23 protein-coding genes are annotated in these 25,855 nt (G+C 72.7%); 13 read left to right on the top strand and 10 right to left on the bottom strand.

What is annotated here, in order from left to right:
- Positions 1 to 571: 571 nt before the first annotated feature.
- The gene (locus NOD94_RS09780) at positions 572 to 991 is read right to left on the bottom strand and encodes a GNAT family N-acetyltransferase (protein ID WP_281205398.1); all 420 of its coding nucleotides are present in this window, start codon (positions 989 to 991) and stop codon (positions 572 to 574) included.
- Between the two features lie 443 nt (positions 992 to 1,434).
- A complete protein-coding gene (locus tag NOD94_RS09775; protein ID WP_281205397.1) occupies positions 1,435 to 2,136 on the bottom strand; it encodes a 4'-phosphopantetheinyl transferase superfamily protein in 702 nt (233 codons plus the stop codon).
- 81 nt (positions 2,137 to 2,217) lie between these two features.
- Here NOD94_RS09775 and NOD94_RS09770 point away from each other — a divergent pair, with 81 nt between their 5' ends.
- Positions 2,218 to 3,003 (top strand): alpha/beta hydrolase, encoded by a 786-nt coding sequence (locus NOD94_RS09770; protein ID WP_281205396.1) that lies wholly within the window; start codon positions 2,218 to 2,220, stop codon positions 3,001 to 3,003.
- A gap of 55 nt (positions 3,004 to 3,058) precedes the next feature.
- Here NOD94_RS09770 and NOD94_RS09765 read toward each other — a convergent pair whose 3' ends face one another.
- Positions 3,059 to 3,580, bottom strand: coding sequence for a hypothetical protein (locus tag NOD94_RS09765; RefSeq protein ID WP_281205395.1), 522 nt, complete (start codon positions 3,578 to 3,580; stop codon positions 3,059 to 3,061).
- Between the two features lie 252 nt (positions 3,581 to 3,832).
- Between NOD94_RS09765 and NOD94_RS09760 the strand changes: the two genes are divergently transcribed.
- Complete coding sequence (locus NOD94_RS09760) at positions 3,833 to 4,279, top strand: phospholipase (RefSeq protein WP_281205400.1); 447 nt, start codon at positions 3,833 to 3,835, stop codon at positions 4,277 to 4,279.
- Between the two features lie 55 nt (positions 4,280 to 4,334).
- Here NOD94_RS09760 and NOD94_RS09755 read toward each other — a convergent pair whose 3' ends face one another.
- The 4 genes from NOD94_RS09755 to NOD94_RS09740 form a co-directional block, all read right to left on the bottom strand.
- Complete coding sequence (locus NOD94_RS09755; RefSeq protein ID WP_281205394.1) at positions 4,335 to 4,760, bottom strand: nuclear transport factor 2 family protein; 426 nt, start codon at positions 4,758 to 4,760, stop codon at positions 4,335 to 4,337.
- Complete coding sequence (locus NOD94_RS09750; RefSeq protein ID WP_281205393.1) at positions 4,757 to 5,710, bottom strand: NAD(P)-dependent oxidoreductase; 954 nt, start codon at positions 5,708 to 5,710, stop codon at positions 4,757 to 4,759. Before NOD94_RS09750 ends, NOD94_RS09755 begins: the two co-directional genes overlap by 4 nt.
- Positions 5,707 to 8,520, bottom strand: a complete 2,814-nt coding sequence (locus NOD94_RS09745) for a non-ribosomal peptide synthetase (RefSeq protein WP_281205392.1) — start codon at positions 8,518 to 8,520, stop codon at positions 5,707 to 5,709. Before NOD94_RS09745 ends, NOD94_RS09750 begins: the two co-directional genes overlap by 4 nt.
- Positions 8,521 to 8,598: 78 nt before the next feature.
- Positions 8,599 to 9,357 (bottom strand): 4'-phosphopantetheinyl transferase superfamily protein, encoded by a 759-nt coding sequence (locus NOD94_RS09740; RefSeq protein ID WP_281205391.1) that lies wholly within the window; start codon positions 9,355 to 9,357, stop codon positions 8,599 to 8,601.
- Between the two features lie 602 nt (positions 9,358 to 9,959).
- Between NOD94_RS09740 and NOD94_RS09735 the strand changes: the two genes are divergently transcribed.
- The 5 genes from NOD94_RS09735 to NOD94_RS09715 all read left to right on the top strand — a co-directional run bounded on the left by NOD94_RS09735 (position 9,960) and on the right by NOD94_RS09715 (position 14,263).
- The gene (locus NOD94_RS09735; RefSeq protein ID WP_281205390.1) at positions 9,960 to 10,580 is read left to right on the top strand and encodes a DNA-binding response regulator; all 621 of its coding nucleotides are present in this window, start codon (positions 9,960 to 9,962) and stop codon (positions 10,578 to 10,580) included.
- Between the two features lie 121 nt (positions 10,581 to 10,701).
- On the top strand, positions 10,702 to 11,490 hold the full coding sequence (locus NOD94_RS09730) for a TrmB family transcriptional regulator sugar-binding domain-containing protein (RefSeq protein ID WP_281205389.1): 789 nt from the start codon (positions 10,702 to 10,704) through the stop codon (positions 11,488 to 11,490).
- Between the two features lie 283 nt (positions 11,491 to 11,773).
- Positions 11,774 to 12,535, top strand: coding sequence for a helix-turn-helix domain-containing protein (locus NOD94_RS09725; protein ID WP_281205388.1), 762 nt, complete (start codon positions 11,774 to 11,776; stop codon positions 12,533 to 12,535).
- 172 nt (positions 12,536 to 12,707) lie between these two features.
- Positions 12,708 to 13,808, top strand: a complete 1,101-nt coding sequence (locus tag NOD94_RS09720) for a 3-oxoacyl-ACP synthase (protein WP_281205399.1) — start codon at positions 12,708 to 12,710, stop codon at positions 13,806 to 13,808.
- Positions 13,805 to 14,263 (top strand): hypothetical protein, encoded by a 459-nt coding sequence (locus NOD94_RS09715; RefSeq protein ID WP_281205387.1) that lies wholly within the window; start codon positions 13,805 to 13,807, stop codon positions 14,261 to 14,263. Before NOD94_RS09720 ends, NOD94_RS09715 begins: the two co-directional genes overlap by 4 nt.
- Before the next feature lie 76 nt (positions 14,264 to 14,339).
- Here the strand turns inward: NOD94_RS09715 and NOD94_RS09710 are convergent, their stop codons facing one another.
- Complete coding sequence (locus NOD94_RS09710) at positions 14,340 to 15,008, bottom strand: hypothetical protein (RefSeq protein WP_281205386.1); 669 nt, start codon at positions 15,006 to 15,008, stop codon at positions 14,340 to 14,342.
- A gap of 246 nt (positions 15,009 to 15,254) precedes the next feature.
- Between NOD94_RS09710 and NOD94_RS09705 the strand changes: the two genes are divergently transcribed.
- The 4 genes from NOD94_RS09705 (at position 15,255) to NOD94_RS09690 (ending at position 21,222) form a co-directional block, all read left to right on the top strand.
- On the top strand, positions 15,255 to 16,307 hold the full coding sequence (locus NOD94_RS09705; protein ID WP_281205385.1) for a polyprenyl synthetase family protein: 1,053 nt from the start codon (positions 15,255 to 15,257) through the stop codon (positions 16,305 to 16,307).
- A gap of 19 nt (positions 16,308 to 16,326) precedes the next feature.
- The gene (locus tag NOD94_RS09700) at positions 16,327 to 17,874 is read left to right on the top strand and encodes an acyl-CoA carboxylase subunit beta (RefSeq protein WP_281205384.1); all 1,548 of its coding nucleotides are present in this window, start codon (positions 16,327 to 16,329) and stop codon (positions 17,872 to 17,874) included.
- Positions 17,875 to 17,885: 11 nt separating this feature from the next.
- Entirely contained in the window at positions 17,886 to 18,107 is a 222-nt protein-coding gene (locus NOD94_RS09695) for an acyl-CoA carboxylase epsilon subunit (RefSeq protein ID WP_281205383.1), read from the top strand.
- 118 nt (positions 18,108 to 18,225) lie between these two features.
- Positions 18,226 to 21,222: an AfsR/SARP family transcriptional regulator gene (locus NOD94_RS09690; RefSeq protein ID WP_281205382.1), complete on the top strand. Its 2,997-nt coding sequence runs from the start codon at positions 18,226 to 18,228 to the stop codon at positions 21,220 to 21,222.
- 30 nt (positions 21,223 to 21,252) lie between these two features.
- On the opposite strand, the gene NOD94_RS09685 is transcribed toward NOD94_RS09690, so the two are convergent.
- Entirely contained in the window at positions 21,253 to 21,585 is a 333-nt protein-coding gene (locus NOD94_RS09685; protein ID WP_281205381.1) for a hypothetical protein, read from the bottom strand.
- A gap of 215 nt (positions 21,586 to 21,800) precedes the next feature.
- Between NOD94_RS09685 and NOD94_RS09680 the strand changes: the two genes are divergently transcribed.
- Positions 21,801 to 23,678, top strand: a complete 1,878-nt coding sequence (locus tag NOD94_RS09680; protein ID WP_281205380.1) for a transcriptional regulator — start codon at positions 21,801 to 21,803, stop codon at positions 23,676 to 23,678.
- 168 nt (positions 23,679 to 23,846) lie between these two features.
- Here NOD94_RS09680 and NOD94_RS09675 read toward each other — a convergent pair whose 3' ends face one another.
- Positions 23,847 to 24,089 (bottom strand): DUF6269 family protein, encoded by a 243-nt coding sequence (locus NOD94_RS09675; RefSeq protein WP_281205379.1) that lies wholly within the window; start codon positions 24,087 to 24,089, stop codon positions 23,847 to 23,849.
- A 159-nt stretch (positions 24,090 to 24,248) separates the two neighbouring features.
- Here NOD94_RS09675 and NOD94_RS09670 point away from each other — a divergent pair, with 159 nt between their 5' ends.
- On the top strand, positions 24,249 to 25,802 hold the full coding sequence (locus NOD94_RS09670; RefSeq protein WP_281205378.1) for a tryptophan 7-halogenase: 1,554 nt from the start codon (positions 24,249 to 24,251) through the stop codon (positions 25,800 to 25,802).
- Positions 25,803 to 25,855: the final 53 nt, after the last annotated feature.

Raw genomic sequence — 25,855 nt, 5'->3', positions numbered from 1 at the left:
CCAGATTTTCAATTTTGACTGGAGTTCAGAGTTTTGCTATTCCGATCTGGGAGCGCGGCGGCCGCCGCGAGCAGGGCGGCGGCCGGGAGGAGCGCGGTCAGTGCTGTCATGCCCCCGACGCTCCCGCCGCCGGGTCGACGGCGCGCGGAGGGTGCGCCGACTGGCGGCACGACACGCCGCCGAAGGAGTCCCCGCCCCGGCTCCTGCCGGGTCGGGTGGTTGCGCGGGCTGTGCTGCGTGTGCGGTTCCGGGGCCGTGCGCGCCGCACTCGGACCTTGGTGGGGGCCGCCCTCGGGCACGTGCCGGGTCGAGGAGTTGCGCGGGCTGTGTTCCGTGCGCCGGATTCTGACGGTGGCGAGGCCGGCCCTCGGGTCATGCGCTGTGTTCCGTACGCGGTTCCGGGGATGCCCGACGCCGCGGACCTCGGCGGGGGCGGGCATCCTCCGGCTGCCGGGCGGAGCGGTTCCGCGGGCGGTGCTCCGCGCGTCGCACCCGGACCTCGGCGAGGTCGGCGGCGGGGCCGGGGGATGGAGGGGATCCGGTGGTCCCCGCCTCCGCGCCGGGGCGTGGGTCAGGAGGTGGGGGGTAGGGGCCAGCCGCGCATCGTGAAGACGCCCTCGTCCTGCGCGCCGGACGCGGTGTACGTGGCCAGCGCTGCCTCGTTGTCCGTGTCGACGCCCACCCACATGCCGTAGCAACCCCGCCTCGCCGCTTCCGCGGCAAGCGCCTCGGTGAGGGCGCGACCGATGCCGCGCCGCCGGTAGCCCTCGTCCACGGAGAGTTCGTACAGGCACATCTCGGTGCCCTTGTCCGGGTGGCTCATCTCGACGCCGGACACCATGCCGGCGGGTACCCCGTCGACGTAGGCGATCAGCATCAGGTGGCCGGGGGAACGCAGGAAGCGCTCGGACCACTCCTCGCGGGCGGGACCGTCGAAGAGCCCCTCGGCGGCTTGCAGTTCGGCGGCGGTGGTGGCGGGGCGGATGTCCATGTCCGTCACGATAGGGGCCGGACCCGTGTGATCATGCGGACATGGCGCGTGCGGGCGGGGAGTTCGAGACGGCGTGGCACACGGCACCCGAAGCGGTACGCCGCTCCCTGGGCCGGGCGTACGAGGCGCTGGTGGCCGGCGGCCTGGCACGCCCCCCGACCGTGCGCTGTCGCGGTCGGGCGCCGCGCGGGCCCGTTGACGGCCCTGGCCGTGCGCCGCGTCGGCCTTGTACCGCGTCGGCCTCGCGCCGCGTGGGCCGCTGACGGCCCCGGCCGTGCGTCGCGTCGTCCGTGCGCCGCGCCGACGATGCGCTGTCGCCGTCGGGCGCCGCGTGGGACCGCTGACGGCCCCGGCTGACCGCCCCGGCCGTCCACCGTTCCAGTCGCGCGACGCCCCGGCCGCGCTTCGGTTCGGGATGGGGGTGGGCCTGGGGGGCGGGGTCGTCAGGGTGTGCGGACCGCCAGGGCGGCCGCGTACGCGGGTGGGGCCGGGAGGTCGCGGAGGGACCAGCCGGGGACGGGGGCGGGGGTGGCGGCCGAGCCGACGTACGGCTCGATCAGGCCGAGGGCGAGCCCCGTGCCGGTGGCCTTGAGGTACGCCTCCTTGCGGGACCACAACCGGGCCAGGGCCGCCTGCCGGTCCGTCACCGGCAGCGCGGTCAGTTCGGCGGTCTCCGCAGGGTGCAGGGTTCCCATCACGTCGCCCACGGCCCCCGCGTTCGGGAGGCCCTCCACGTCGACGCCTACCGGGACGCCCGCGAAGGCGAAGTAGGCCATGTCCGCGCTGTGCGACAGCGAGAAGTGCACCGCGCCCCCCGCCACGGCGGGCCGCCCGTGCGGGCCGCCGCAGCAGGGGCAGTCCTCGCGGACCAGCGTGACCTTCTCGGGCGCCAGGCCCAAGTAGGCGCCGAGCAGCACCCGCAGCCCGATGTGGGAGGCGAGGTAGCTGCGCCGGTCGTGCGGGCGCAGCAGGCGGGCCAGCCGGTCCCGTTCGGCCGCGTCGAGCAGCGCCGCGGCCTCGTCGATCCGGTGGTCGCCGATCACCGCGAGCGTGGTGTCCAGGGACCACACGACGGCGTCCGACCCCACGGGCAGCGTGCCCGTCCGCGGTATGTCACCGCCGAGCTGATTCACGTACTCGGTCATCCGAGCAGGGTAGACGAGGAGATCGGCGGCCCGGTTACCCTCGTCCGGGTTTCTTAGTGATCACCTCCAGGGGGACAGGCCGTGCGCAGTGCCGTCGTGACGCCGGAAGGCGACCGGATCCGTTGGGTCGAACTGCCCGGGGAGGAACCGGCCCGTGTCTACGTCCACGGACTGGGCGCCACCTCGCCCGCCTATTTCGCGGCCGGCGCCGTGCACCCGCTGCTGGCGGGCAGGCGTTCGCTGCTGGTCGACCTGATGGGGCACGGGCACAGCGACCGCCCCGACACGTTCTCGTACACCCTGGAGGCACACGCCGACGCCCTCGCGCGGGCACTCGACGAAGCCCGGGTCGAGGCGGCCGAGGTGATCGCGCACAGCATGGGCGGAGCCGTGGCCATCGTGCTGGCCGCCCGCCACCCCCACCTGGTGTCCCGGCTCGTCCTCGTCGACGCGAACCTCGACCCGCTGCCCCGCGTACCCGCGGGCCCCGGCAGCGGCGGGATCGCCGCCTACACGGAGGAGGAGTTCCTCGCCGGGGGCTGGGCCGAGGTGCGCGACCGGGCCGGCGCCCACTGGTGGTCGACCATGCGCCTGGCCGGTCGGACCGCCCTGCACCGCAGCGCCGTACACCTCGTGACCGGTACGACCCCCACCATGCGGGAGTTGCTGCTGGACCTGAGGATCCCGCGCGGCTTCCTGTACCCGGAGGCGGACGGATCCCCCGCGGGGACCGAAGCGCTGGAGGCCGCGGGAGTGCGCGTCCTGCCCGTACCGGACTGCGGGCACAACATCATGCTGGACAACCCGGAGGCCTTCGCCCGGACCGTGTCCGCCCTCCTGCGCGCCAGCACGATCGAGGTCGGGTAGCCGCCGAACCTTCCCTCCGGCCGCCGGGACTTCGGCAGCGCCTCCGTGACGCTTCTCAGCGCTGCCCGGCGGTCCTGACGGCTCCCGCCGTGCGCTTCGTCGGGGCGCCGGGGGACGGGGTGCCGTCGGTCCATGCGTAGACCCGCTTGCCGCGCACCGCCACCTGGTACTGGTGCCGGTCCCGGCACTCGGGGCGCTCCTCCGCCCTCGTGTCACGCGGCCACCAGCGGGCGGCCAACCGGGGCCCGCCCTTCACCTTCTGGGTGCCGGCGGTGCACTGCGGTCCGTCGAGGGCGGTCCGGCCCAGGGTGAAGCGGATGAGCCGGGCCTCGCCGTTCGTCCGGACCCGTATCCGTATGTCCGTGGCGTCCGCCGGTATCCAACCGGGCAGGGCGAACGCCCGGTCGCCGCGCGTCGGCGCGTCGGCCGCGGTGGCGAAGCGCTTGCCCTTCTCGTGCAGGACGCGGTCGTCGAGCGCGTTGGTGACCGGGTTCGGCGGCAGGTTCGGCAGGGCGAAGGCGGCCGTGGCCATTACTCCCACGGCAGCGGCGGCGATCACGAGCGGGCGGCGGTTCATACGGCCAAGTGTTCCGGGCACGGGCGCCGGCCCGCGTCCCTCCGCGGTACCAAGTTTCTCTCTGCCGCAAGTCGCACACGACGTCATACCTGAGAGGGGCTTGACCGCCACCCCGGAGCGCCCCGCGCGTTACAGGTCCGTGGGGGACCGGAGCCCGTCGCGCGCCGCCGTCCTCGCCGCCACACCCCACCGGGAGGCCCCGTCGTGCGTCGTAGCCCCACCGTCCTCCTCGCGTGCGTGCCGGCCGCCCTCCTGCTCACCCTCACGGGTCCAGCCCTGGCGGCCCCCACCGTCCTGGCCGTCCCGGCGGACAAGCCACTGGTGCTCGACGGCTGGACGCGGACCGGGGCGGCGAGCCACGACGCCTGGGCCGCCGCACGCGCCGACCGGGCGGCCTGGACCGCGTACGCGTTCGACTGGTCGACCGACCACTGCACGACCTCCCCCGACAACCCCTTCGGCTTCCCCTTCCGGACGGCCTGCGCCCGCCACGACTTCGGCTACCGCAACCACAAGGCGGCCGGCTCCTTCCGGGCCGCGAAGCGCCGCCTGGACGACGCCTTCCACTCGGACCTCGTACGGGTCTGCGCCCGCTACGCGTCCGTACGGAAGGCCTCCTGCCACGGCACGGCCCGCACGTACTACGAGGCCGTGCGGACCCTCGGCATTCCCTTGCGGCGCGACGGCCGATCCACCTGATCCACCCGGTCCACCCGGTTCACCCGGTCCACCTGACACACCGACCCCCGCCCCCTCAGCTCTCGATCAGGCGCTGGAAGGCCACCGTGTCGAACATGTCCTCCATCCGGACGGCGCGGCCGTCCCGGATGGTCCAGGAATGGATGAAGCTCAACTGCTCCGTGCGGCCGCTCACCGAGGTGACGTGGCGGACCCCGAAGACCACCACCCGGTCGCCGGACTCCACGAACTCCATCGGCTCCAGCCGCATGCCGCCCACGACGGTGGGCGCGTGGGCCAGGAACTCCCGTACGCCCTCGTGGCCGTACTTGGTCCCGCCGAGGTTGTAGTCGGCCATGCTGTCGGGGTGGACCCACTCCACGTCCGGCGCCAGGGCGTTCAACAGCGCGCCCACGTCGTGGGTGTGGAAGGCCTCGTAGGCGGAGCGGATGAGCGCGAGGTTGTCCGACGGTGCGAGGCAGGGGCTGTAGGCGGTGGTCATGCTGCTCGGGCTCCTTCGAGATCGTTGTACCGGCGGACGAGCCGGGGGTGCAGGGCTTCGAGGGTGCGGCGGATTCCGTCGCGCCAGGGGACGGTGCAGGGGCCGGTCAGTTCCCGGCGCAGCGTCGGGTCGAACCGGTACGTCTCGCGGGTGACCTCGCTCGGTACGAGGCGTGCCTCGACGCCGGTGAGTTCCTCCATGTGGCGGATGCAGTCGGTGATGCCGACGGCCTCGTCGCCGCCCCAGTTGACGAGCGTCGCCGGGGTGCCGGCGGCCCTCCACAGGTAGGGCACCTGACGTACCAGGTCGTCGGTGTGCAGCGGCGAGAACCAGTTCTGGCCCTCGACGGGTACGGCGATGGGCTCGCCGGCGAGCATGCGCGCGAAGTACAGCATCGGGACGCCGCCGTAGCCGCCGGGCCCGTACGCGATGTTCAGCCGGGCGATGGTCGTGGGCAGCCCCAGCACCTGCGCGAAGGCGCGCACGGCACCCTCCGTCGCGATCTTGCCGACGGGGTAGGCGGGCATCCAGTCGGCGACGCCGTCGACCGGGTCGGTCTCGGTGTACCGGTGGTCCAGGGTCTGCCGTGCGTACAGGGCGCCCGTGGAGACGTACAGGAAGGCCTCCGCGTCGGCGCAATGCGTCATGAGGCGGCCCGTGGCCACCGCGTTGACCTCGGCGACGGCGTTGAAGTCGCCGTCCTCGCCGCGCCGGACCGCGGAGTGGATGACGTGGGTGAAGTCCTGCGGGAGGTCCCGGAGGGCCTCCCGGGAGGGATCGTCCATGTCCCAGCGCCGGGTGGTGATGGACTTCGCGTTCAGCGCGCGCTCGACGCCCGGGGTGCCGAACCGGCCGAGGCACCACACCTCGTTGTGCTCCGCCAGGGCCTCGGCCACGGGTCGGGCGACCTGGCCGGTGCCGCCGGTGACGAGGATCTTCTTGCCCTTCATCGGGTGTCTCCCTGCGGGTTCGTGACGTACGGGGTGGCGGCGCGCGCGGCGGTGATCCGGTCCGCGTCGCCGAGGGCCAGGTCCAGTTCCCGGCGCAGGATGCTCTGGAAGGTGGCGACGTGGCGGGGACCCATCAGCGTGTAGTGCTCGCCGGGGACCTCGACGTACCGGTTCGGGCCGGTCGTGTGCTCGTCCCAGCGCCGCAGTTCGTCGTCGAGCCAGTCCTGCTTGCTGCCGCGCAACGGGGTCGCGTAGAAGACGTGCATCGAGGGCACCGTGCCGCTGGGCTCGTAGTCGCGGCCCAGGTCGGTGAGCCGTGCGGCGACCTCGGCCCAGGCCGCGAACCTGTCGCCGTCGAGGTCGAGTTCCGTCAGGCGGTCGGGGGCGGCGAGGGCCATGAGGCGGTCCACCTGCTCCTCGCGGGGCAGGCCGCGCAGATCGCCCGGCAGCTCGCGCGCCTGCTTCTTGTCGATCAGGGACAGGAAGAACGCCAGGTTGACGGCGGTCTCCACGAAGTCCAGCTCGTCCATGCGGTACTTGATGTGGGGCGGCAGGTTGAAGCTGCCGACGAAGTCGACGCGCTCGCCCCCGGCGCGGAGCACCTTGGCGATCTCGAACGCGACCGCGCCACCGTACGAGTAGCCGGCCACGGCGTAGGGACCGTGCGGCTGGCGGGCCCTGATGGCCTCCACGTAGCGGTCGACCATCTGCTCGAACGTGGCGAACGGCTTCTCGCCCTCGTTGAAGCCGCGGGCCCGGAGAGCGTGGAACGGCCGGTCTCCGGTGAAGTACTTGGCGAGGTTGACGAAGACGAGGACCTCACCGACGCCGGGATGGACGCAGAAGAGCGGGGTCTTGGTGCCGGTGGTCTGCATGGGCACGACGGGCTCGTAGACCTGCGGGGCGGATTCGGTCGCCGCGGTGAGGCGGGCGGCGAGGGCCCGGACGGTGGGGGCGGTCAGCACGGTGATCACCGGCAGGTCGTCGACGCCGAGGCGGCGGGCCACCTTGCTGCGCAGCCGCAGGATGTCCAGGGAGGTGCCGCCCAGGTCGAAGAAGTTGGCGGTGGCGCTCAGGGTCGCGGGGTCGACGGCGAACATCTCCGCGTAGATCCCCGCCAGGATCCGTTCGGTGTCGCCCTCCGGGGCGGTGTGGCCGCCGAGCATGCGCAGGGCGAGGTCGGCGAGCCGGCCGCGGACCGCGTCGTAGGCACCGGCTTCGAGGCGGCGGCGCATCAGCGCGCGTTGGATCTTGCCGAGGCTGGTCTTGGGGAAGGCCTCGCGGGGGAGCGCGAGGATGAGGGAGGGCCGGAAACCCCACTGCATGACGACGCCGCTGCGAACGGCGCTGATCACCCGGTGCAGCTCGGCCTCGTCCTCCTCGGCCGCTTCGCAGTGGAAGGCGACGACGAGTTCCTCGGTGTCGCTGCCCGGCGCGCGGGTGGGGAAGGCGGCGACGTAGGACCCGGCGACGCCGTCGAGCTGCTCCAGGGAGGTCTCCAGCTCGTGGCTGAAGTAGTTGACGCCGTTGACGATGACACTGTCCTTGCTGCGGCCGACGAGGGTGAGCCGGCCGTCGTCGACGCGGCCCAGGTCGCCGCTGCGGAACCAGCCATCGGCGGTGAAGGCCGCGCGGGTGGCCGCCTCGTCGTTGTAGTAGCCACGGGTGACCACGGGCCCGGTGAGCTGGAGCTCGCCCACCTCGCCCTCCGGAAGCGGCCGGTCGGCGGGGTCGACGATCCGCATGCGCATGCCGTCCACGGGGGTGCCCAGGGAGGCGAACTCCGCACCGCCGTCCGCCCGCGGGAACTCCCGGGAGTAGACGGAGCCGGCGCAGGTCTCGGTCATGCCGAAGGCGGGCCACAGGGCGTCGGGTGCCAGTCCGTACGCCGCGAATCGCTCCAGAAACGTTTCGCCGGTGGTGCGGACCACGGCCTCCCCGCCGCTGATGATCTGCCGGAGGGCGGAGAGGTCGAGTCGTTCTCCACCGACCTCCGAGCGGTCCGTGTTCCCATTGAGCTGCGCGAGGAGGAAGTTGGGTGTGAACGTCATCGTCACGCGGTGCCGCGAGGCGAGCCGCAGGAACTCCAGCGGGTCGCCGAGGACGGCCGCGGGCTCGACGTGGATCTGGCGGCAGCCCACGGAGAGCGGGAGGAGATGGCACTCCAGCAGGGCGGCCACGTGGTCGAAGGACACCCAGTTCATCGTGGTGTCGTGGGCCGTCAGCCGGTGTCGGCCGTTCTTGCCGGCCATCGAGGCGAGCAGGTTCGCGTGACTGAGCACCACGGCCTTGGAGTTGCCGGTCGATCCCGAGGTGAGGACGAGGACGGCGGCGTCGTCGGCGGAGCCGCCGGTGTACGGGGCGGCCGGGTCGGTCCCGTACAACTCGTCCAGTACGGCGACGTCCAGGCCCGCGACGGGCGGGAGTTCGGCGGCGAGTGAACCGTTCGTGACGACGACCGGTCTGTCGAGCAGCGCGTACGCGTGGGTGAGCAGTCCGGCCCACCTGTCCGGGTCGCCGCGCAGGGGCGCCATCGGGCAGGGGACGAACCCGCCGAGGACGGCGGCCCAGAACGCGGTGATGAACTCCTGCGGGCTTTCCAGGATCAGGACGACCTTGTCCTGGGGGCGGAGTCCCCGGGCGCGCAGGCCCGTCAGCACGCGCAGGGCGTCGTGCAGCAGTTCGGCGTGGCTCCGGTCGCGGAACCCGGCGTCGGCCGGGCCCGCGCAGTAGCGGATCCCGTTCGCGGGGTGGAGTCGGGCGGCGTTGAGCAGCAGGTCGGCGGTGTTCCGGGAAGGTGCGGTGTTCACAGTCACTCCGTTGCCTGGGGACGCGATCGGGGCCGGGTCGACCCGTCGCGGATGGAGGAGGGGTGTGGAACGGCGGCGTCAGAAGGGCCGCACGACCACCTGGTGGCCGACGTCCGCCGGCAGGGCCACCGTTGCCGTCCAGCCGGTCGGGACCTCGGCGTCGGTCACCCACCACGTGGACGGGGCGCCGAGGGCGAGCGTGGTCACCTCGGCCGGCCCGGGTGCGTCGGCGTGGGTCTCCAGCTTCGCCAGCTCGTCGGTGATGCCGACCCCCGCGGCCTTCAGCACCGCTTCCTTGCGGGTCCAGCAGCGCAGGAAGGCGAGGCTGCGTGCGGGACCGGCCGGTTCGGCGAGCACGGCGCGGCGTTCCCGCGGGGTCAGGGCGACGTCGGCGATGTCGGTGACCGGTACGTCGCGCAGGGGTTCGGCGTCTATTCCGACGGGGTGCGGGGAGACGGCCAGCATGCCCAGCCCGGCGGTGTGGGAAAGGCTGATGCATAGGGAAATGTCGGGCCGCACCACGGCGGGCGGTCCGTGTTCCGCGTCGCCGCAGCCGCCGCAAGGGGCGCGGCCTATTGAAATGTCAAGGGCGGGAATCCGAATAATTTCGGCCAGGATGCGGCGAATGGTGGCGCGGGAGCTGATGAACTCGGCGGCCCGTTTGGTCGATTTGAATGCCCGCGCACGACTCGCTTCGGAAGCGTCCAGAAGAGCCAGATCGGCCGAACTGAAACGACCGTGCGGTATACGCCACCACCACACCAGTGCGTCGGCGGAATCGAGGCTGGAAAAAGTGGTATCGACTGTCCGGATATCGTCTGCGGAGCGTGTGGTCACGAGGGGACCGTAGGCAGCAACTCGTCTGACCTGGTGAGCCCTTGACAAATTGCGGACAGCTATGGAACGCCCTGTGATGGGTGGGCTGCCGAGCGTGCCCGAAATGACAATGGGAGCTACCGCTTCCGGGGGGTCGGGGCAGTTTCCTGTCACGCGCGGTGAGGAGTCTCGACGCCCCGTGACACACGGGATATCCGGGCTCCTCGTGGCCGGCGCGTCTCACCGGGGCGATGTTCCCCTGCCCCGGTCTCACCATCCGAACCGCAGAGGGGTTGGATCCGGTCGCTCTTGACACTGCTTCGAATAGTGCGCGCCTCGGCCACATCCAACGTGGGTGCGCCTTATCGGCCCACTGAGTCACACCGTTCACCGGTTAAGATGTGCCCGACCAGCGGATGTCCCGCACGTGGGGGCAACGCTAAACATACGGGGGCGAAATGATGGGAACTGGAATTGAACCACCGGGCGCGGCCGCAGTCGCGGAGGAGGGAGAGCCCAGAACGGACCACGCCGCGCATTTGGAGAAAGCGCTGCTCCAGGCCCATGCGCTGATCGAATCGACCGTGTCCCTGCACCGGACGCGGCCGATACCACCCTCCTCGGTGGCGCGTACCGACGCCGCGCGCATCGGGGACACCCTGGAGCAGTTGGTCAGGCGCGCACGCCATTCGGTCTGCGTCGCACTGACCGGCACCGGTGAGTTCGCCGACGCAGTACTGAAACTCCTCGCGACGATCCCTCCCCGGGTGGTCGTGCGCGTGCTGTGCACCTCCGAGGCCGCCGGTTCGCCGCTCATCACGTTAACGGAGGTCCCCGACCGGCGGGTGGAAGTCCGGGTGTCCGAGAGCGATCTTCGAGAGATCCTCGTGGTCGACGGCTCCGTGGCGTTGGTGCGGGCGGCCGGCAGCGCCGGTGAGCAGGCCGCCCTCGTGAACGACGCGGCAGCCGTGCGCGCCCTGGAGCTGCTCTTCGCCGGCGCCTGGTCCCGCGGCCGCAAACTCGCCGACCACCTGCACCTGAGTCCGCGCCTGCGCACGGAACTCGCCCGGAACATCCTTGAGCGGCTCCGGGCGGGGAACACCGACGAGATCGCCGCACGGGACCTGAACGTCTCCCTGCGGACCTACCGGCGCCATGTCGCGGACATCATGCGTGAACTCGACGCCAACTCCCGCTTCCAGGCAGGTGTGAGAGCCGTGGAGTTCGGCCTGCTGGCCGAATAGCGGATCGTCGCCACGCGTCCGATCGGAGCCACATGTTCGAGCGGAACACGCGGGGCGCGCCGCAGGGCTGCCCGCACGCGGCCCTTCACGTCGATCGCATGGTCAGGAAGAGGGGGTACACGTGTCTCAGAACACCGAGGACGTGATGGAGCGTGCCCTGCTCCAGGTCCGGGAGCTGTTGGAGTCGACGGTCGCCATTCACCGCGACCGCAGTCTCCAGGAACAGCTCATCGAAGTGGTCGAGAACGACTACGAGGTCGTCCTCGACACCGCCCAGCGGCTGATCGAGAGCGCGACCGAGTCCATCGACATCGTCCACGCAAGGCTCCGGGGGTCGGACGAGACCCCGGGGAGAACGGAACGGGGGTTGATCTACCGGGCGATCCCAGGGGTGTCGGTACGCGTGCTGGCCTCGCCGGCTCTGCTCGACGAGGAGTTCGTGCGCGAACAGATGAGCATGGACAGACCGATGGCGGTGCGGGTGGCCAAGGTACCCCCGTTGCAGGCACTGATCGTCGACGGCCGGTCCGCGCTGGTGGTCGCGGAGTCCGCCGTCGGTCGTCGGGCCTCGGTTATCCGGGTCCCCGAGGTCCTGCACACCCTGCACACCCTGTTCGAGAGCGTGTGGGTCAACGCCGTGCCGGCCGGTGAGCGCATCGTCTTCGGCGACTGGGACCGCGCCGCGCTCGCGCGACAGATCCTGGGCGCGTTGCAGGCCGGCGTCACCGATGACGTCGCCGCCAGGGAGCTGGCCGTCTCGGTGCGCACGTACCGCCGCTACGTAGCGGACATCATGGCGCTGCTGGGGGCCAACTCCCGGTTCCAGGCAGGCGTACGGGCCGCGGAGCTGGGACTCCTGCCCCCGCCGGCCGACGGAGGGGGGCGCGCCTCACCGCCGGCAACTTCCTGAAAGGAGCGTTGCCCCCACCCGTCACCGCCAGTTGTATGGGCCGCCAGGAACGCGATTGCGCAGCACGTGCGGAACGCAGCTTCCCTGGCGGCCGGTTCCCCCTCCGAGCGCCGTCGCCGCACGGGGCCGGTCCGGATCGCCGGACCCGCCCCGTGCCCTCAGGTGAACGCCCTACGGAAGGCAGGTCCATGAATCAGTTGGCGGTGGGTCCGGATGTTCCGGGCCGGGGAACGGAGAGTCGGCACGCCGGCGCGGCCGGGCGCGCACACCGGGTGTGGGGCCGATGAAGGTCATGACCCAGGAACCGCGGGTCAGTGGGGTGGGCGTGCTGGACAAGGCGTCCATGCTGCTGAGCATCGTGGAGGCCGGGCCGGCGACCTTGGCGGAACTGGTTCGGGTGAGCGGCCTCACCCGGCCGACGGCGCACCGGATCGCCCAGGCGCTGGAGCGCCTCGACCTGCTCACCCGGGACGACCGCGGCCGTTTCGTGCTCGGCACGCGGCTCGGGAACATCGCCGTGGAGGCGCAGCGGGACCGGCTGGTCCAGGCCTCCCTGCCGGTCCTGACCGACCTGGCCTGTCTGACCGGGCTCGACGCGAGGATCCTGCGGCGCCGGAGCGAGAAGCAGGTCTGCGTCGCCACCTCGGTGGACCCGGACAGCCTCACGGACCCGTTGCCGCTCGGTACGACCAGGCCCGCCAAGGCGGGCGCGGCCTCCCAGGTGCTGCTCGCCTGGGAGGACCCCGAGGACCTGTACGAGGGCCTGCGCGGGGCCCGCTTCACAGCGGCCCAGCTCGCGTTGGTGCGCCGCCGGGGATGGGCACACGGTCCCGACGGGGCGGTGCCCGACGCCTCCTCGATCGCGGTTCCCGTGCGGGCCAAGGGCGACCGGGTCGTGTGCGCCCTCGTACTGACCGGCAAGGCCCCCCGGATGCCCGCCGCGGAACCCGGCCGCGCCCTGCTCGGCGCGGTGATCGACGCCGCGTCCCGGCTCGGCGAAGCGGCGACGCGTCCCCGACGCGGGGGCGTCCGTCCGGTCGCCTGAGCCGTCCCGCCGCCGACCGGCGGCAGCATGCTGCCACTCCCGTTGTGGCTCGATCGGCACCACCACAGTCGAGGGCGGGTCCGTCCGCCGCGTTCCTGCCGGCAATTGCGAAGGAGTACGAGGCGTGTCCACCGCAGTCCTCACCGAACCGGTCAGCCGCCCCATCGTGGGCATGGGCGCCGTCGCCGCCGTCGGATCCGGCGTCGACGCGCTCTTCGAGAGCGTGTGCGCGGGCCGCAGCGGCCGGGCGCGGCTGCGCGGATTCGACCGGAGCAGGTTCACCGCCCAGCACGCCTACGAGGTCGACGACCGGCCGGTGGGAGGCGGGGACGTACCCGGCCGGGCCACCCGGTTGCTGCTCGACGCCGTGGGACAGGCCGCCGAGGACGCCGGACTCGGCGATGACCTCAGTGGCATCCCGATCCTCGTGGGCACCGGGATGCGCGAGATGCGCTCGCTGGAACTGTGGTGGCGGGACGGCTCCCCCTTCGCGGACTCGGGACTGAACTTCGGCGCCGCACTGCGCGAGAGGTTCCGCGCCGACATCACCCACACGTTCTCCAACGGCTGCTCGGCCTCCCTGTACGCGCTGGCCCTCGCCTCCGACCTGCTGGGACAGGAGGGCGACGACGCCCCGGAGCACGTGATCGTCGCCGGTGTCGACGTCGTGACCGAGTCCATGTACGGGCTGGCGGAGCGGGTGCGCCCCTACGGGGGCACCGGCCGGAGCGTCTCCCTGGGCGACGGGGCCGCCGCGATCGTGCTGCGCAGGACCGGCGGCGACGCGGCCCGGGTGCACGGCCGGCTCCGGGGGGTCTCCCTCAGCTGCGACGCGCACCACGTCACCGCACCGTCCCGGGACGGCATCGCCGAGGTCATGAGGTCCGCGTACCGGCTGGCCGGCGTTCGACCCGGTGACGTCGACCTGGTCATGCTCCACGGCGACGGCACACCGGGCGAGGGCGACGCCGAAGCGGCGGCGCTCGCCGAGGTGTTCGGGACCGACGAGGCCGCCCCGCTGATGACGGCGGTGAAGTCGATGACCGGGCAGACGTTGGGCGCGGCGGGCCTGATCGACCTGATCGTCGGAATCCGCGCCCTCGGCGAGGGGCGGGTGCCGACGATCGCCTGGCCGCGCGGCACGACCGACGACGCTCCGCCGCGCTTCGTGACGGGCGCCGCGGCGGAGGGGCAGCGGATGAACGTGGCGCAACTCAACGCCTTCGGACTCGGCGGCATCAACGCCGTCGCCATTGTGGAAGGAGGTCCATGAGCATGAACACCGCCACCGGGCCGCGTACCGGACCGACCCCCCGCGAGGCCCGGTCGCCCGTCGGAGGCCAGGAAGGGATCGCGGAGGACTGGGCGGACCGCGCCGCGGGCGCGCCCCGGCTCCTGTTCGTGGAGAACAAGGGAGCGCAGGACACGGGAGAGGCGGGCGGTGAGGGCGGGGCCGACGACTTCAGGAGCGAGGCGGTCACGCAGGTCCTCATGGGCAACTCCGTCATGCTCTTCCTGGTCCAGGAGGGAGTGGTGCTGGCGGTACCCGGCCGGGACACCGATCTCGACCGGTTCCAGCGCGAGGGCGGACTGCTCGCCGCGGACCGCTTCTCCCTGGAGGAGCGCGGCCTCGACGTGGGAACGCTCCGCCGGGGCACGAGGATCACCGGCATGGACGAGGTGGCCGGCTGGATCCTCGACCCGTCCGTGCGGGTGATGTGGCACTGAACCCGTGATGTGACGCCGACGCGCCCGGGGCGGGGGCGACCGGTCCTCCGGCCGCCACCACCCCGGGCGCGCGGGCTCACGCGCAGCCGCGCTGCCAGTTCCAGCCGATGAAGGTGTTCTTCAGCTCCACGTCGAAGGTGCAGGTGGCGGTCCCGTCGCCGTTCAGCTTCACGTAGGAGTGGTGGGAGTTCGCGTACCGGTTGCCGCCGAGGTCGAAGATGCCCTTGTACGTGAAGTCCGCGTGGGCCTCGTAGGACGCGGCGCCCGTGGCGTTGGACGACTTCAGCGACCAGCCCGCGTTCCACGGCTCGCGGTTCCACTCCTGGCGGGCCGTGCCGGCGGGGTTGGAGACCTGGCCGCCGGTCGTGTCCCAGGTGGAGTCCGTGTACAGGCCGGTCATCCGGATGTTGCAGCAGTCGAACATCTCGTTCCAGCTGCGGACGGTCCGGTTGGTTCCGGCCTCGGCGGCGGCGCTGCCGAGCGCCCCCTTCCGCGCGGTCCCCCCGGCGGCGGGAACGTAGCGGACCTCGCCCAGGACCGGCTTACAGTCCTCACCGATCGTGACCGACTGCTGTACCGCCATGCCCGCGGGCGGCACGGGCAGCGCCCCGGACAGCTTGACGCCCTCGCACTTCCGGTCGGGGGCCGGAGCCGCCGCCGTGGTGTCGGCGGGCGCCGCGACGGCGGTACCGACCATGAGGGCCAGCAGGCCGGCCGATGCGGAGACGACGGTTGCGATACGCATTCTCAATTCCCCTTGTTCTGCTTCGAGTTACTCGATGTGCGAGCTTAACCACGGTTATTCGGGGTGGAGTCCGCCGGCGGGATGTTGGCAGGAAGATGGCATTGAACTGGTGCGACTCCGCAGGATGTGTCGGTGGCACCTTCATGCCAATTCCCTTTGTCGGTCGATGGATTCGATGCCAGAGTTCCGCGGAGCGTCGCCGTTCGGATGGCGAATGGCGATCCGTCGTGAGGTGGGGGATTCCTCGTGGGTCGTATTCGGACGCAATCGACCGCCATAGCCGACCGGGCGGAAGCGGGCAGTGGCCTGCTGGCCCGGCTGTGCCTGGACGACCCGGAGTTCGAGGCCCGCATGGGCGAGGCGCTGGCCGGCGCGGAGCAGCGGCTCCATGACTGTGCCCGTGCCGCGGAGGACCCCCGGATCGCCGACCTCACCGGACACCTAGCCTCCGCCGGGGGCAAGCGGATGCGTCCGGTGCTGGTCCTGCTGGGCGCCGAATTCGGTGATCCGTGGCTGCACGGAGTGATCCAGGCCGCCGTCATCGCCGAACTGGTGCACATCTCGTCCCTGTATCACGACGACGTCATGGACGAGGCCGCGACCCGGCACGGCGTACCCAGCGCCAACGTGCGCTGGGGCAGGCGGGCGGCGGTGTTCGGCGGCGACTGGCTGCTCGCCAGGTCCGCGCAGCTCGCCGCCGACCTCGGGCCGCACGCCCTGCGGTTGAACGCGGAGACGGCCGGCCGGCTCGTGGCGGGACAGCTGCGCGAACTGACCGGGCCCGCACCGGACGAGGACCCGATCGACCACTACTTCGAGGTGACCGCGGGCAAGACGGCCGCCCTGCTCGCCATGTCACTGGGCATCGGCGCGCTCCAGGCCGCGGCACCCGAACCGTACGTCCGCGCCCTGACCACCTACGGGGAACACCTCGGTGCGGCCTTCCAGATCGCAGACGACCTGCTCGATCTGACCGGCCCGGCCGAGGTAACCGGGAAGGAGAGGGGCAAGGACCTGCTCGCCGGGGTGCCGAGCCTGCCCGTCCTGCTCGCCCTCGCCGACCGGAGCCCCGGCAACGAGGAACTGCGGAACCTGCTCCTGGACGGCCCGGTCACCGACCCGGCCGCGCACGGCCGGGCCCTGGAGCTGTTCGCCGTCGCCCGCGCCACGGCGCAGGCCGAGGCGATGATGCACCAGCGGCTCGCCGGAGCCCGGGACGCGCTCGGGACCCTCCCGCAGCGCACGGCACGCCGGGCGCTGGACGCCCTCTGCGACTTCGTCGCCTTCAGAACCAGTTGAGACAGGACAGGAGTTGACCATGACGATGCACGAAAGGGTCGGCGAGCTCACGCGGATCCGCGAAGAGGTCCTGACAGGAGGGGAACAGGGCGCCGAGGCGCAGCACCGCCGGGGGAAGCTGACCGCCCGCGAACGCCTCGACCTCCTCTTCGACGAGGGGTCCTTCCGGGAGGTCGAGCAGCTGCGGCGGCACCGGGCCACCGGCTTCGGTCTGGAGGCGAGGAGGCCCTACACGGACGGTGTCGTCACCGGCTGGGGCACGGTGGAGGGCCGCACGGTCTTCGCCTTCGCCCACGACTTCCGGATCTTCGGCGGGGCGCTGGGCGAGGCCCACGCCGCCAAGATCCACAAGGTGATGGACCTCGCCCTCGCCGCCGGCGCCCCCCTGGTGTCACTGAACGACGGCGCCGGCGCCCGCATCCAGGAGGGCGTCAGCGCGCTCGCCGGGTACGGCGGGATATTCCAGCGCAACACCAGGGCCTCGGGCGTCATCCCGCAGATCAGCGTGATGCTCGGCCCGTGCGCGGGCGGCGCCGCCTACAGCCCCGCCCTGACCGACTTCGTCTTCATGGTGCGCGACACCTCGCAGATGTTCATCACCGGCCCCGACGTGGTCAAGGCCGTGACCGGTGAGGAGATCACCCAGAACGGCCTCGGCGGCGCCGACGTCCACGCGGAGGTGTCCGGCGTCGCGCACTTCGCGTACGACGACGAGGAGACCTGCATCGCGGAGGTGCGCTACCTGCTCTCGATGCTGCCCGCCAACAACAAGGAGATGCCGCCCGGCGCCCCCGCCGCCGACCCCGTCGACCGGCGTTGCGAGCGGCTGCTCGACCTGGTCCCCGTCGACGGCAGCCGCCCCTACGACATGCGGGGCGTGATCGGGGAGATCGTCGACGACGGCGAGTACATGGAGGTCCACGAGCGTTGGGCGACCAGCGTCATCACGGTCTTGGCACGGCTCGGCGGGCAGGTCGTCGGCATCGTCGCCAACCAGCCGCAGTCCTTCGCCGGGGTCCTCGACATCCGGTCGTCGGAGAAGGCCGCACGGTTCGTGCAGATGTGCGACTCGTTCAACGTCCCGCTGGTCACCCTCGTCGACGTACCGGGATTCCTGCCCGGCGTCGACCAGGAGCACGGCGGGATCATCCGGCACGGCGCGAAGCTGCTGTACGCCTACTGCAACGCGACGGTGCCCCGGGTCCAGGTGATCCTGCGCAAGGCCTACGGGGGCGCCTACATCGTCATGGACTCCCGTTCCATCGGTGCGGACCTCTCCCTGGCCTGGCCCTCCAACGAGATCGCCGTCATGGGCGCCGAAGGCGCGGCCAACGTCGTCTTCCGCCGGCAGATCCAGGCGGCGGACGATCCCGACGCGACCCGTGACCAACTGGTCAAGGAGTACCGGGCCGAGCTGATGCACCCCTACTACGCGGCCGAACGGGGCCTCGTCGACGACGTCATCGACCCGGCCGACACCCGATCCGCCCTGATCGGGGCGCTGGGCATGCTCCGTGCCAAGCACGCCCCGCTGCCCTCCCGCAAGCACGGCAACCCCCCGATGTGAGGAGACGCGCCATGTCGGTACCGGCGTTCGAGGGGCCGCTCGGCCCCACACTGATCGAGATCATCCGCGGCACCCCCACCACCGAGGAGCTCGCCGTCGTCACGGCGCTGCTCACCACACTGGCGGCCGGCGCCGCTCCGGAGCCCGAAACGGCGCCCGAACCGGTGCCCGCCGCCGCGGGCTGGGACCGGGGCGAGCCGTACCCGCCCCTCTCCTGGCGGGCGAGACCCTGAGCCGGCAGCTTGCTGCCACTCGCGTTGTCGCCCCCCGGACGCACTGCTAATCAAGACGAAAGCGGCACGAACCGGGCCGCACGACGTCGGCCGCGGCCGCGATACGGGGAGGCAACTCGTGCTTCAGGTGGTGTTCCGGATCCTGGGTCCCCTGGACATCAGTGCCGACGGGATACCGGTGAACCTCACGGGCGCCCGCCAGCGCACGATCATGTCCATGCTGCTCCTCGCCCCCAACCGGATCGTTTCCGTCGACACCCTCGCGGACGCCGTCTGGTACGGGAACCCGCCCGCCACGGCCCGCAACCAGATCGCCATCTGCGTCTCCGCCCTCCGCAAGACCCTCAAGACGGCCGTCGGCATCGAGGACCTCCTGGTCACCAGCCACCCCGGCTACATGCTGTTCGCCGGAGAACACCGCATCGACGCGGTCGAGTTCGAGGAACTGGCCGAGCTGGGCCGGGAGGCCGCCCGCGGCGGCCGGTCCGAGGAGGCCTGCGCGCACCTCGGCGACGCCCTCGCCATGTGGCGCGGCCCCGCGCTGGAGGGCATCACCACCGAACGGGTCGAGGCCGAGGCCGCCCGGCTCACCGAACTGCGCCTCGACGTCTACGAGGAACACATGGGGCTGCGCCTCGCGCTCGGCCACCACCGCGACGTGATCGGCGAACTCACCGCCTTCGTACGCGAACACCCGCTCCGCGAGCAGGCCAAGGGCCACCTCATGCTCGCCCACTACCGCTCCGGCCGACGGGCCGAAGCCCTGGAGACGTACCGGGAGGGCCGACGGCTCCTCAACGACGAACTCGGCATCGAGCCCGGCCCCGCCCTCCAGGAACTCCACGACCAGGTCCTCGCCGATTCCCCGCAGCTGAACCTGCCCACCGTGGCCGCCGTCGCCGTCCCGCTGCGCGACGTTCCCACCCAACTCCCCTCCGGCACCGCCTCCTACACCGGCCGCGACGCCGAACTCGCCTCCCTCGACCGGCTCCTCGACCACCTCGACGGCGCCGCCCTGCCCGTCGGCTCCGTCACCGGCATCGGCGGCGTCGGCAAGACGGCCCTCGCCGTGCACTGGGCCCACCAGGTCCTGGACCGCTTCCCCGACGGGCAGCTCTTCGCCGACCTGCGCGGCTACGACGAGGAGGCGCCGCTGCGGCCCGGCGCCGTCCTCGACCGGTTCCTGCGCGCGCTCGGCGTCCCCGGACCGGAGATACCCGCGGACCAGAACGAACGCTCCGCGCTCTTCCGCAGCGTCCTCGAAGGCCGCCGGGTGCTGATCCTCCTCGACAACGCGCGCTCCTTCCGGCAGATCCGCCCCCTCCTGCCCGGCGGGGGCCGCTGCTGCGTCCTGGTCACCAGCCGCGACCCCATGGGCGGCGCGCTCGCGGGCGACCACGCCTTCGTACCGCTGCACCTCGGTGCCCTCGAACAGGACGAGGCCATCGCCCTGCTCTCCCGCGTCGCGGGCGACGACCGGCTGTCCGCCGACCCGGCCGGCGCGGCCCGGCTCAGCGCGCTCTGCGACCGGCTGCCGCTGGCCCTGCGGATCGCGGCCGCCCGGCTCGCCGCCAAACCCCACTGGCCCGTACGCACCCTCGTCTCCCGCCTGGAGGACCAGCACCGCCGGCTCGACGAACTCAGCCCCGACGAGCGCGGCGTCCGCGCCGGGCTGCGGCTCAGCTACCGCGACCTGCCCACCGCCACCGGCCGGATGTTCCGGCTGTTGGGGGCGGCCAACGTGCCCGACTTCGCGGCCTGGGTCGGCGCCGCGCTGCTGGACATCGACCTGCTGGACGCCGAGGACCTCATCGAGGAACTCGTCGACGCCCAGCTCCTCGTACCGCAGTCCGCCACCACCGGCCACGTCCGCTACCGCTTCCAGTCCCTGCCGCGCCTCTTCGCCCGCGAAGTCGCCCTGGAGGAGGAACCCGCGGAGGAACTGCGCGCCGCGACCCGCCGGGTGGCGGGTGCCTGGCTGGGCCTCGCGGCGGAGGCCCACCGCAGGATCTACGGCGGCGACTACACCGTCATCCACGGCCTCGCCCCGCTCCACGTGCTGCCCGCCGCCCTCGTCGACAGCCTGCTGGAAGACCCGATGGAATGGTTCGAGACCGAACGCGTCGCGATCACCGGCCTGGTCGACCAGACGGCCCGGGACGGCGAGTCCGCGTACGCCTGGGACCTGACGATGACCACGGTCACCCTCTTCCAGAGCCGCAACTACCTCGACGACTGGCGCTCCTGCGCCGAGCGGTCCCTGGAGGCGGCCCGCCGCACCGGCGACCGGCTCGGCGAGGCCGTGATGCTGCACTCGCTCGGCACCCTCGGCATCCTCTCGTGGCAGCACGACGCGGCCGTCGAGCACCTGAACCTGGCGCTGCGCCTGTTCGAGGAGGAGGGCCAGGACCAGGGACGCGCCCTGGTCCTGCGCAACCTGGCCCTGTGCGGGCGGTACCGGGGCGACCTGGACCGGGCCAGGGAGATGGGCCACCGGTCGCTGGAACTGTTCCGGGCCGGTGGCGACCACTACGCGGAGGCCCACGTGCTCGGGCTGCTCGCGCAGATCGAGCTGGAACTCGGCAACGCGCAGGCCAGCCTGGTGCTGTCCTCGGAGGCGGTGGTCAGGAGCCGCGGCCTGGGCACCGTACGGGGCGAGGCGCAGAGCGTCGTCCGGCTCGCGGAGGCGCTGCTCAACCAGCGTGACGGGGAACGCGCCGAGGAGGCGTCGAGGCGGGCGCTGGGGCTCGTCCGGTCGAGCGGGGACCGGCGGGGCGAGGCGCACGCGCTGCGCGTGCTGGGCGAGGCCCTGTGGTGCCGGGACATGCCGGAGGACGCCGAATCGGTCCTCGGTGACGCCCTGGCGACGGCGGCCAAGGTCCCCGACCGCTATCTGGAGGGACGGGCCGGTGTCGTACTCGGCTGCGTCCGCGCCGTGCGCGGCGACCGCAGCGGTGCGGCGGGCTGCTTCAAGGCCGCGTCCGACCTCTTCGCCGAAGTCGGTGCGCCGTCCTGGCAGGGGCGGGCCCGGCGGTTGCTGGAACTGCTCGGTGACGGCGCCGGCGTCGGCGGTCGACCGGATCCCTCGGAACTCTTCTCGCTCGTCCAGCCGTGACGGCGGTTACGGGGCCGCGCGGGAAGGGGCTCAGCTCCAGGGGTCGTCGTTCACGGTGGCGGGGGCGGCGGACCACGGGTCGTCGCTCTTCGTCAGCGGGGCGCTCGACCACGGGTCGTCGCTCTTCGTCAGCGGGGCGGCGGACCACGGGTCGTCGCTCTTCGTGAGCGGGGCGCTCGACCACGGGTCGTCCGCCACCACCCGCGCGCCGGCCAGGACCGCCGTGTCCTGTGCGACGGCGTGGGCCGCACCGCCGGCCGACACCAGGGTCAGGGCGAGGACCGCCTGGGCGGCGAGCCGGCCGAAGGGGGCCGTGACGAGGGCGGCGGCAGCGGACTTGGTGGAACGGACGAGGTTCTTCACGGGTTGCTCCTGAGGGTTCCGAGATCGGTCCGGGGCCGCTGTGGCCGTGGCCCCGGGGTATGACCCGAACAGTAGGAAGACCCCTTTTCCGCGCGCTTTCGCCGCGATTTCGTGGGCCGCGAAATCGACCCGATGCCGGGGAACAATCGCAGGTCAGTAGCTTTCGCGGCATGAGGCCGGCCGACCGCGGCGGGCCCGTGCGAGGCGGAGGCGTCATGGACTTCACCATCCTCGGACCCGTGTCGGCCGAGACCGGGGGCCGCCCGGTGGCGCTGGACGGCGGCAAGCAGCGCACCGTGCTCGCCGCGCTGCTGCTGGCCCGCGGCAAGGTCATGACGGACGAGCGGCTCACCACCCTCCTCTGGGGCTGGGAGCCGCCGGCCGGCAGCACCAACCAGCTCTACACGTACGTGTCCCGGCTGCGGACGCGCCTCGGCGCCGGCCACGGCCTGGAGCGCATCGGCTCCGGCTACCGGATGGACATCGGGGACGCCGGCTTCGACTGGGCCGCCTTCCGCCGGCTCGCCGACGCGGGCGGCGCCGACCTGACCGCCGGACGCTACGAGGACGCCGAACGCCGCCTCGGCGCCGCGCTCGCGCTGTGGCGCGGACCGGCCCTGACCGACGTCACCCCGCAACTCGCGGAGGCGGAGGGCCCCCGCCTGGAAGAAGCCAGGCTCTCCGCCCTGGAGCTCCACACCGAGGCCGCCCTCGCGCTGGGCCGACACGCGGACGCCGTCCCCGGCCTGACCCGCCAGGTCACCCTGCACCCCGTACGGGAGCGGATGCGCGGCCAGCTGATGACCGCGCTGTTCCGCTCCGGCCGCCAGGCCGACGCGCTCGCCGTCTACGAGGAGGGGCGCCGCGTCCTCGCCGAGGACCTCGGCATCGACCCCGGCCCGGCCCTGCGCGCCCTGCACCAGGACGTCCTCACGGGCACCCTCCCCGCACCCGCGGCCCCCGAACACCCCTCCCCGGCCCGCCCGGCAGCGACTTCGGTACGGCTCCCAGGAGCCGCGCACGCACCCGGGGCACCGCTCCCCGCCACGCCCCCCGCCGCACCGGCTTCCGGGTACGGCGGCCGGCCGGGCCTGGTTCCCGCGCTGCTGCCCGCCGCTCCCGGGGACTTCACCGGCCGTGAGGAGGAGACCGCCGAGATCCTCACCGCCCTGCGCACCGGCCAGGACGCCGTCGTCACGGGCGCCCCCGGCACGGGCAAGTCGGCGCTCGCCCTGCGGGCGGCGGAACTCTGCCGCGCCGAGTTCCCCGACGGGCAGCTCCACGCCGACCTGCGCACCCCTGCCGGCGGCCCCCGCACACCGGGCGAGGTGCTCGGCTGGTTCCTGCGGGCCCTCGGCACCGACCCCGTCCGGCTGCCCGAGGGCCTCGACGAGCGCGTCCAGCTGTACCGGACCCTGCTGGCCGGCCGCCGCATGCTGGTCGTCCTCGACAACGCGGACGACGACGCCCAGGTACGCCCGCTCCTGCCGGGCGGCGACAGCCGCACCGTCGTCACCGGTACCCGCGCCCCGCTGGCCTCCCTCGAAGGCACCCGCCTGGTGCGGACCGGCCCCATGACGCCCCGGGAGGCCCTCGGACTGATGATGACCGTCGCGGGCCCCGGACGGATCACCGACGACCTCGAATCGGCGGCGCGCATCGCCGAGTTCTGCGACCGGTCGCCGCTGGCCCTGCGGATCGCGGCCGCCCGCCTCGCCGCCCGGCCCCAGTGGACGGCCGCCCGGCTCGCCGCCCGCCTGGAGCCCGAGGAGCGCAGGCTGGGCGAGCTGCGGCTGGGCGGCCTCGACGTACGGGCCACGCTGGCCGGGGAGGTCGACCGGCTGCCCGCGCGACTCCGGCACGCCTTCGGTGTCCTCGCCGCGGCCGGTCCGGTCGACCTGACCGCGGCCGACGCGGCCGCGCTCCTCGGCACGGGAGCCGACGAAGCCGAGGAGACGCTGGAGCAACTGACCGACGCCCGCCTCGCGGACGGCTGGGCCACCGACGGGGACTCCCGGCTGCGCTACCGCTTCGCGGGGCTGGTCCGGCTGTACGCCCGGGAGCGCAGCTCAGCCGTCCTGCTCGCCGCCTGAGGCCGTTCTCGTTCCTCCGCCCGTTCCCCACGACCCTTCCCACGCCCGTTCGGGCGCCCTCTCCCGCGCCCTCCCCCTCCTCTTCGCCCCGGCCTTCGCGGACCGGCCTCCCCCACCGGGGGCCGGCCCGCGAAGGCCCTTCCGCGCTCCGGACCGGCGGTGGCCGGATCAGCCGCAGCCGCCCGCGTGGCCTTCGTCGAAGGTGTACGTCATTTCGGCGGGGGCCTGGAATTGAGGGTTCTGCGCCACCAGGGCGGTCAGCGCGTCCACGTATTCCGCCAGGAGCGCCGCCCAGGGCGCCGCGCTCTCACGCAGCTGCAATTCCTGCGCCAGCGTTCCCCGTTGCTCGATCTCCGTCAGGACGTCCAGCACGTCGCGGGCTTCGCCGAAGGTGTTCTCGTCCATGTTCATCTCTGCTCCTGTGTGTTTCTCGGGCCCCGTTCAGGTCCGGCACACACAGATTCGGATGAGGTGATGTACGGATTCCCGCGCCGTTCTGCACCGGCCCGTAGAGCTCCTTGCGGGCCCCCGTACAGATTCCGTACAGAAACCCGACCAAGGATTTCGCGCATGGACAGCACAATGAGGAGAGTCGTCGTCGTGGGAGGTTCCGCGGCCGGCTGGACGGCCGCCGCGCGGCTCGCCCGGGCCCGGCCCGGGACGGTTGCCGTCACCGTGCTCCAGACCCCGCGGGCGGCCCCCGACCTCATGGAAACGGGGCAGGTCACCGCCGTACCGCCGGAGTTCCAGCCGATGGTCCTCGATCCGCTGGGCGTGACCGAGGACCACTGGACGCGGGCCTGCGGAGCCTCCTTCAGGACGGCCGTGAGGTATGTGAACTGGCGCAGCGACGGCGCGTACGGCTCCGGTGCGCGGGCCCTCGCCGACGGAACGGCGGACCATTTCTACCGCCCCTACGCGGCCGTGCCGGAATGCGAGAACGGTCCGCTCTCCCACTACTGGCGATATCTGCGCAGCGGTGGCCGGACCCTGGAACCGTCCGACTACGCCTGTTTCCACGAACCGCCCCTGATGGACGCCAGGAAATCACCGCGCTGGTTGGACGGCCGGACGGCCTTTCCCTACGGATGGCACGTGGACACGGGCAGGTTCGGCGCATTCCTGCGCGACCTCGCGGTACGACGACTCGGGGTGCGCGTCCTTCACGATTCCGTCCGTTCCGTCGAACGTGACGGAAACGGAATGCTGACCGTGCTGCACACGGAGAAAGGGCGCAGGATCGAAGGGGACTTCTTCGTCGACTGCACGGGCCGGGAGGGCCTCCTGTTGTCGAAGGTCCTGGGGGAGCCGTTCGTCGGTGCCGAGGGCCGACTGCTCTGCGACGGCGCCGCCACCGTCACCGTCCCGCACGACGACCGGGCCCGGGGGATCGAACCCTTCGCCACCGCCACCGCCGTGCCCGAAGGATGGTCCTGGAAGCTGCCGCTGCCCGGCCTGTTCGGCGCGGGTCTCCTGTACTCCCGTGCGCGGACCGGCCCGTACGAGGCCGAGGGCAGGCTGTGCGCGCTGTACGGGCTGGACCCGGAGCGTGCGGAGGTGCGGCACGTCCGGAACCGCTTCGGGCGCAGTCGCCGCGCCTGGGTGAAGAACTGCGTGGCCCTGGGCGCGGCCGCCGGGCAGGTGGAACCCCTGGCCGGCGACGCGCTGACCGAGGTCATGGAAGCGGTGGACCTGCTGATCCGGGAGTTCCCCTCCCCGGACGCGCCCGAGGCCCCCGCCGCCCGCTTCAACCGGGCCGCCCGCGAACGGTACGAGCGCGCCGCCGACGCCGTACAGCTCCACTACGCCGCGGCCGGGCGCACCGATGCCGGGTTCTGGCGGGCGCAGCGGGCCCTGCCTCCGTCCGCCGCCCTGGCGCGACACCTGGACGCCCACCGCCGCGGGTCGGCCCCCGGGCCGGGCGCGGAGGCGCACCACGCACTGCTGTCGGCGCTGATCGCCGCCGCCCCGGACGCGGACGCCGCCCCCGGTCCGGCCCCGGCCGCGTTGAGAGCGGCCGAGGAGCGGCTCACCCGTGTCCAGCGCCGTCAGAACATCCTGCTGGAGACGCTGCCGACGGCCCACGCCTACCTGGAGAGGCTCCACGAACGGGCGGCTGCATGAAGCTGCCAGATTCCTCCGGCTCCCGGACGGTTCGGCCTAGGGTGGCCGGCGAC

This window comes from Streptomyces sp. Isolate_45 (genome assembly GCF_024721315.2).
Lineage (GTDB): Bacteria > Actinomycetota > Actinomycetes > Streptomycetales > Streptomycetaceae > Streptomyces.
This window is presented reverse-complemented; position numbering and strand designations above follow the sequence as displayed.

Bases quoted from the DNA above. Each gene is read 5' to 3' on its own strand.
- NOD94_RS09700 (WP_281205384.1), top strand. From the start codon at position 16,327: ATGACGATGCACGAAAGGGTCGGCGAGCTCACGCGGATCCGCGAAGAG.
- NOD94_RS09765 (WP_281205395.1), bottom strand. From the start codon at position 3,580: ATGAACCGCCGCCCGCTCGTGATCGCCGCCGCTGCCGTGGGAGTAATG.
- NOD94_RS09715 (WP_281205387.1), top strand. From the start codon at position 13,805: ATGAGCATGAACACCGCCACCGGGCCGCGTACCGGACCGACCCCCCGC.
- NOD94_RS09675 (WP_281205379.1), bottom strand. From the start codon at position 24,089: ATGAACATGGACGAGAACACCTTCGGCGAAGCCCGCGACGTGCTGGAC.
- NOD94_RS09755 (WP_281205394.1), bottom strand. From the start codon at position 4,760: ATGACCACCGCCTACAGCCCCTGCCTCGCACCGTCGGACAACCTCGCG.
- NOD94_RS09720 (WP_281205399.1), top strand. From the start codon at position 12,708: ATGGGCGCCGTCGCCGCCGTCGGATCCGGCGTCGACGCGCTCTTCGAG.
- NOD94_RS09750 (WP_281205393.1), bottom strand. From the start codon at position 5,710: ATGAAGGGCAAGAAGATCCTCGTCACCGGCGGCACCGGCCAGGTCGCC.
- NOD94_RS09695 (WP_281205383.1), top strand. From the start codon at position 17,886: ATGTCGGTACCGGCGTTCGAGGGGCCGCTCGGCCCCACACTGATCGAG.
- NOD94_RS09725 (WP_281205388.1), top strand. From the start codon at position 11,774: ATGAAGGTCATGACCCAGGAACCGCGGGTCAGTGGGGTGGGCGTGCTG.
- NOD94_RS09710 (WP_281205386.1), bottom strand. From the start codon at position 15,008: ATGCGTATCGCAACCGTCGTCTCCGCATCGGCCGGCCTGCTGGCCCTC.
- NOD94_RS09680 (WP_281205380.1), top strand. From the start codon at position 21,801: ATGGACTTCACCATCCTCGGACCCGTGTCGGCCGAGACCGGGGGCCGC.
- NOD94_RS09670 (WP_281205378.1), top strand. From the start codon at position 24,249: ATGGACAGCACAATGAGGAGAGTCGTCGTCGTGGGAGGTTCCGCGGCC.
- NOD94_RS09780 (WP_281205398.1), bottom strand. From the start codon at position 991: ATGGACATCCGCCCCGCCACCACCGCCGCCGAACTGCAAGCCGCCGAG.
- NOD94_RS09775 (WP_281205397.1), bottom strand. From the start codon at position 2,136: ATGACCGAGTACGTGAATCAGCTCGGCGGTGACATACCGCGGACGGGC.